Source organism: Priestia sp. SIMBA_032 (assembly GCF_046535215.1).
Classification (GTDB): domain Bacteria; phylum Bacillota; class Bacilli; order Bacillales; family Bacillaceae_H; genus Priestia; species Priestia aryabhattai.
Map to the genome: position 1 here is coordinate 1 of NZ_JAWRXD010000101.1, position 519 is coordinate 519.

Here is a 519-nt window from a genome sequence, read left to right on the forward strand (position 1 = left end):
TGCTTGAACTAAGGCGTTTAACTTTTTTAAATACGCAATTTCCATTCGTAGGTATTCATTTTCCTTTAGTAACTCTTCATTTGTCTTGTCTATATCAAGATTTTCAGTAGGCTTTTTCTTCATTTTTGGACGACTCCTCTTTTTAGGAAACAGGCCATCCTTACCTTGTTCTTCAAAGGTTCTTTTCCATTTCGCCACCGTTGAGTAAGAAGGAATATTGAATACATATGATGCTTCACGAATAGACGCTCCTGTTTTTTCCATATAAGTTAATACGTCCATTTTAAACTTCACAGAGTAATTTGTATAGGTCGGCTGTAAACCCTTTTCTCCATGTTTTTGATACAATGCCACCCATTTTATAATATCTGATTTAGTGGCGCTCATTAACTTGGCTGTTTCCCTATATGAGTTGCGCTTATTTAGGTACAAATCAATAGCCTTCAACTTATCTTCAAATGTATGTCTTGACATAAAAGCACCCCAATCATTAGAGTTTCTTTGTCTAACAATTGGGGT

The 519-nt window shown here is 35.3% G+C and carries 1 protein-coding gene; it reads right to left on the minus strand.

Going from position 1 to position 519, the window contains the following annotated elements; translation table 11 throughout:
- The coding region (locus SB717_RS33495; protein WP_410907111.1) for a helix-turn-helix domain-containing protein at nt 1-474 on the minus strand (474 nt) is incomplete at its 3' end.
- Between the last annotated feature and the right edge of the window lie 45 nt (nt 475-519).